Origin of the sequence: Nocardioides dubius, from assembly GCF_039528155.1 — a bacterium.
In the GTDB taxonomy this organism is placed as follows: Bacteria; Actinomycetota; Actinomycetes; order Propionibacteriales; family Nocardioidaceae; genus Nocardioides; species Nocardioides dubius.
This window is the reverse complement of the sequence record NZ_BAAALG010000007.1, coordinates 2,470-7,305: the sequence shown is the minus strand read 5'-3', so window position 1 is coordinate 7,305 and position 4,836 is coordinate 2,470. Positions and strand designations below refer to the sequence as shown.

Here is a 4,836-nt window from a genome sequence, read left to right as displayed (position 1 = left end):
CCGCCCGCCGTCTCCTGGGATGTGACGAATGCTTCACTAGGTGAAACTTGATCACGAGAACTATTGGGGTGCACAATAGTTCTCATGGTCAACGATTCTGTCGCCTCTGCGATGCCGCCGCCGGCTGGGCCGTGCGACGACTCCGTCGAGGAGCTGGCGATCAACCTGTTCACCGTCGCCCGGGTGTTGCGCTCGGTGCTGCACCGCAACCACACCAACCGTGGCCTGCGGCGCGGCGACGCAGCCCTGCTGAGGGCCCTGGCCGACCACGGCCCGATGCGGCCGGGACAGCTCGCCTCGCAGCTCGGGATCGGCGCCTCCGCCGTGAGCCGCCAGCTCGCGATGCTCGCCGAGACGGCGCTGGTGAGTCGCTACAGCGACCCGGAGGACCGGCGAGCGGAGATCGTCGAGATCACCGAGGAGGGCCATGCCCGCCTCGGCGAGCTCAAGCAGATGTACGTCGCGGTGATGCGCGAGTACTTCGGCGACTGGGACCAAGAGGAGATGCGAGAGGCGGCAGCGACCCTGCGCGCCCTCGCCGACTCGATGAACAACAAGAACATGGGTGATGCCGCGGCAGCCCTTCGAACCGAGGAGGAGCGATGACGCCCGTAGAGGAGAAGGTGGCTGAACCGAGCCACAAGGAGATCATGGAGGTCCTCGCCGGCCTCCTGGCGATGATGTTCGTGGCGATGATCAGCTCGACCATCGTCAGCACCGCATTGCCGACGATCATCGGCGACCTCGAGGGGTCGCAGTCCCAGTACACCTGGGTGGTCACCGCGACGCTGCTCGCGATGACCGTGTCCAGCCCGATCTGGGCGAAGATGGCCGACCTCTTCGACAAGAAGCTCCTGGTCCAGCTCTCCGGACTGCTGTTCCTGGCCGGATCGTTGGCCGCCGGACTGGTCTCCAACGTTCCGCAGCTGCTTGCCGCCCGCGGCCTGCAGGGCCTCGGCGTTGGCGGCCTGATGGCGCTGACCCAGGCCATCATCGGCAGCCTGATCCCGCCGCGCCAGCGCGGCAAGTACTCCGGCTACATGGCCGCCGTGATGGCGGTGGCGACCGTCTCCGGCCCGCTGCTCGGTGGCCTGATCGTCGACACTTGGGGATGGCGCTGGTGCTTCTTCATCGCGGTGCCGATCACGCTGGTCGGGTTGGGCATGATCCAGAAGTTCCTGCACCTGGGGCACACCCCGCGCAAGGTCCGGATCGACTGGTGGGGTGCGCTCTTCATCTCGATCGCAGCCAGCCTGCCGCTGATCTGGGTCTCGTTCGCCGGCAAGAACTACGACTGGGTCTCCGCGGAGTCCGGCTACTTCCTCCTCGGCACGCTGATCGCCGTCGTGCTGGCGGTGCGCACCGAGCGTCGTCACCCGGAGCCGCTGGTGCCGCCGCGGATCATCATGGAGCGGACCACCACGCTGGCCATCGTGGCGAGCATCGCGGTCGGCATCGCCCAGTTCGGCACCTCGGTCTTCCTGAGCCAGTTCTTCCAGACTGCGCAGGGCTACACCCCGACCCAGGCCGGACTGCTCATGATCCCGCTGATCTTCGGCTCGATGATCGGCGCCACCGGCTCGGGTGCCTACATCACCCGCACCGGGAAGTGGAAGCCGGTGATGATGCTCGGTGCGGTCGCGCTGATCATCGGCCTGGCACTGATGGGCCCCACCGACCACAACACCCCGATCTGGCACATCAGCGTCTTCATGGTGCTGATGGGTCTCGGACAGGGCGCCCTGATGCAGAACGTGGTGCTCGTCGTGCAGAACACCGTCGACGTCAAGGACATCGGCGCCGCCAGCGGCGTGGTCTCCTTCTTCCGCTCGCTCGGTGGAACGGTCGGCATCGCGGTGCTGGGTGCGGTGCTCGCGAACCGGGTCGCGGAGACCTCCGCGGTCTCGATCGGGGACCTGGTCAAGAGTGGTGAGCTCACGCCCAAGGAGGCCGCTGTGGTGGCCGGGTCGGGCCTGGACTTCAACGCCATGCCGCCGTCCGCGGTGGAGGCGATCCGACACGCCTACGGGGACGACATCGGTCTGATCTTCGTGGTTGCCGCCTCGATCGCCGTCATCTCGCTGTTGGCGATCTGGCGGATGCCGAAGGCCGAGCTGCGCACCACGATCGCCAAGCAGCCGCAGCCGGCCGAGACGAGCCAGGAGCCGGCCGCCGACTGAGCGCTCCACGCACGAACGCCGGTGCCGCCCTCACGCTGCGTGAGGGCGGCACCGGCGTTCTGTCGTTCGTGCTAGCGGCGGTGCGGCACCAGACGGATCACCTGGACGGCGACCAGTGTCACCACCGCGGCGACCGCGAGCTGCCAGAAGTGCTGCCACCAGTCGACGTTGGGCGTCTCGGGCTCGAAGCCGAACACCTTGAGGTAGAGCACGGTGCCGAGCAGGCTCCCGGCGACCCCGGCCAGCACCGCGACCCAGAGCGGGGGACGGTCGGCCAGAGCGCGCGCGGCGACGCCGACGGCAGTGCCGCCGACGAGCGCCGCGAGCAGGTCGTAGAGCTGCACCTCAGAGCCGGGTCAGGAGCGCAGGAAGCCCACGTGCCCGGAGACGCCGCCGCCGATCTCGACGTAGGCGATCTTGGCGCCGGGAACCAGGATCTTGCGGCCCTTGGTGTCGGTCAGGCTGAGCGCCGCGCCACCCTCGAGGGCGGCAGCGACCTGCTTCTCCAGGGTCTCCGCGTCGACGTCGGTCTCGACGACGAGTTCGCGCGCAGCCTGCTGGATTCCGATCTTGACCTCCATGGCGGACGTCCTTTCGTGCGGAGTTAGTCGTGCTTGGGGTACCCGGCGATTCCTCGCCAGGCGAGGGCGGAGACCAGTGCGGTGGCATCTGCCTTGCTGATCTCGCCCGGGTCATTGACCCAGAACCGTGCGCTGACCTGTGCCATTCCGACAAGGGAGACGGCGAGCAGATTGGCGGCGCGGTCGGGGAGTCCGGTGTCCTCGTGGATCACCTCGGTGATCATCGAGGCGCACTCGGTGGTGACCCGGTCCACCCGCTCGCGGATGCCGGGCTCGTTGGTCAGGTCGGACTCGAAGACCAGGCGGAAGGCGCCGGAGTCGGAGCCGACATAGTCGTAGAAGGCGCTCATCGCGGCAGCCACGCGCTGCTTGTTGTCGTCGGTCGAGGCCAGCGCCTCGCGACAGCTCGCGATCACGGTGTCGCAGGAGGCGTCGAGCAGCGCCACATAGAGCTCGAGCTTGCCCGGGAAGTGCTGGTAGAGCACCGGCTTGGAGACGCCGGCCCGCTCGGCGATGTCGTCCATCGCGGCCGAGTGGTAACCCTGAGCGACGAAGACCTCCAGCGCCGACTCGAGTAGTTGAGCCCTTCGCGCCTTGCGGGGCATGCGCGCTCCGCGCGGGCGTGGCTCACCGACGCCGTGCTGATCTGTGCTCACTCTCGGTGCTCCTCACTGGGCGCCCACCTGCTGGCGACCAACCGCAGCCTACAAGCCGGACCGCAGGCCGCCGAGTCCGGATGACGGGATCGTGAGCCGCTGCCTTGGCGGCGCAGGGAACATGGAGGGACAGAACCGTGTTGTAGTGGGTCGTCAGAGCACTCACTCCATTGCCGAGGAGAACTTCTCGTGTCCCTACCCCCGCTCGTGGAACCCGCTGACGAGCTGACCATCGACGAGGTGCGCCGCTACAGCCGCCACCTGATCATTCCCGACGTCGGGATGTCGGGGCAGAAGCGCCTCAAGAACGCCAAGGTGCTGGTCATCGGTGCTGGTGGCCTCGGCTCGCCCGCTCTGCTCTACCTGGCCGCGGCCGGCGTCGGCACGCTCGGCATCGCCGAGTTCGACGAGGTCGACGAGTCCAACCTGCAGCGCCAGGTGATCCACGGCCAGTCCGACGTCGGCCGCCCCAAGGCGCAGTCGGCTCGCGACTCCGTCCTGGAGATCAACCCGCTGGTCAACGTCGTGCTGCACGAGGGTCGCCTCGACAACGACAACGTCTACTCGGTGTTCGAGGGCTACGACCTGATCATCGACGGGACCGACAACTTCGCGACCCGCTACATGGTCAATGACGCGGCCTACTTCCTGAAGATCCCCTACGTGTGGGGCTCGATCTACCGCTTCGACGGCCAGGCCTCGGTCTTCTTCCCGCACGCGGTGGACAAGGACGGCGAGTCGCTGAACGCGCCCTGCTACCGCTGCCTCTACCCCGAGCCGCCGCCGCCGGGCATGGTCCCGTCCTGCGCCGAGGGTGGCGTGCTGGGTGTCCTGTGCGCCTCGATCGGCTCGATCCAGGTCAACGAGGGCATCAAGCTGCTCACCGGTGCCGGCGAGCCGCTGGTCGGCAAGCTGATGATCTACGACGCACTCGAGATGGAGTACCGCAAGCTGAAGGTCCGCAAGGACCCGAACTGCGCGCTCTGCGGCGAGAACCCGACGGTGACCGAGCTGATCGACTACGACGCCTTCTGCGGCGCGGTCTCCGACGAGGCCGCTGAGGCAGCCGTCGGCTCGACCATCTCGGTCGGCCAGCTTGAGACCATGCTCAAGGAGCGCGAGGAGGGCCAGGCCGACTTCGTGCTGGTCGACGTCCGCGAGCCCAACGAGTTCGAGATCAACCGGATCCCCGGTTCGGTGCTGATCCCCAAGGGCGACTTCCTCAACGGCTCCGCCCTGGAGAAGCTGCCCTCCGACAAGCAGATCGTGCTGCACTGCAAGTCCGGCGTCCGCTCGGCCGAGTGCCTGGCGATCGTCAAGGGTGCCGGCTACGAGAACGCAGTGCACGTGGGTGGCGGCGTGGTCGCCTGGGTGAACCAGATCGACCCCAGCCAGCCCTCCTACTGAGTCGCGCTGGAG

6 protein-coding genes are annotated in these 4,836 nt (G+C 67.6%); 3 read left to right on the top strand and 3 right to left on the bottom strand.

From position 1 onward, the window contains the following. The first annotated feature begins 84 nt into the window (after positions 1-84). Together ABD151_RS08830 and ABD151_RS08825 are read left to right on the top strand one after the other, a co-directional pair. Positions 85-606: a MarR family winged helix-turn-helix transcriptional regulator gene (locus ABD151_RS08830; RefSeq protein WP_343993411.1), complete on the top strand. Its 522-nt coding sequence runs from the start codon at positions 85-87 to the stop codon at positions 604-606. After that, positions 603-2,180 carry an MDR family MFS transporter gene (locus ABD151_RS08825; RefSeq protein WP_343993409.1) on the top strand — a complete coding sequence of 526 codons (1,578 nt, stop codon included), beginning with the start codon at positions 603-605 and terminating at the stop codon, positions 2,178-2,180. Before ABD151_RS08830 ends, ABD151_RS08825 begins: the two co-directional genes overlap by 4 nt. A gap of 71 nt (positions 2,181-2,251) precedes the next feature. Here the strand turns inward: ABD151_RS08825 and ABD151_RS08820 are convergent, their stop codons facing one another. Genes ABD151_RS08820 through ABD151_RS08810 form a run of 3 tightly spaced genes read right to left on the bottom strand, consistent with a single transcriptional unit; the run spans position 2,252 to position 3,366 of the window. Further along, complete coding sequence (locus ABD151_RS08820) at positions 2,252-2,524, bottom strand: hypothetical protein (protein WP_343993407.1); 273 nt, start codon at positions 2,522-2,524, stop codon at positions 2,252-2,254. Between the two features lie 12 nt (positions 2,525-2,536). Beyond that, complete coding sequence (locus ABD151_RS08815) at positions 2,537-2,761, bottom strand: DUF3107 domain-containing protein (protein ID WP_343993405.1); 225 nt, start codon at positions 2,759-2,761, stop codon at positions 2,537-2,539. Positions 2,762-2,784: 23 nt separating this feature from the next. After that, the gene (locus ABD151_RS08810; protein ID WP_343993795.1) at positions 2,785-3,366 is read right to left on the bottom strand and encodes a TetR/AcrR family transcriptional regulator; all 582 of its coding nucleotides are present in this window, start codon (positions 3,364-3,366) and stop codon (positions 2,785-2,787) included. Between the two features lie 240 nt (positions 3,367-3,606). Between ABD151_RS08810 and moeZ the strand changes: the two genes are divergently transcribed. Further along, complete coding sequence (gene moeZ / locus ABD151_RS08805; protein ID WP_343993403.1) at positions 3,607-4,824, top strand: adenylyltransferase/sulfurtransferase MoeZ; 1,218 nt, start codon at positions 3,607-3,609, stop codon at positions 4,822-4,824. The last annotated feature ends 12 nt before the right edge of the window (positions 4,825-4,836 follow it).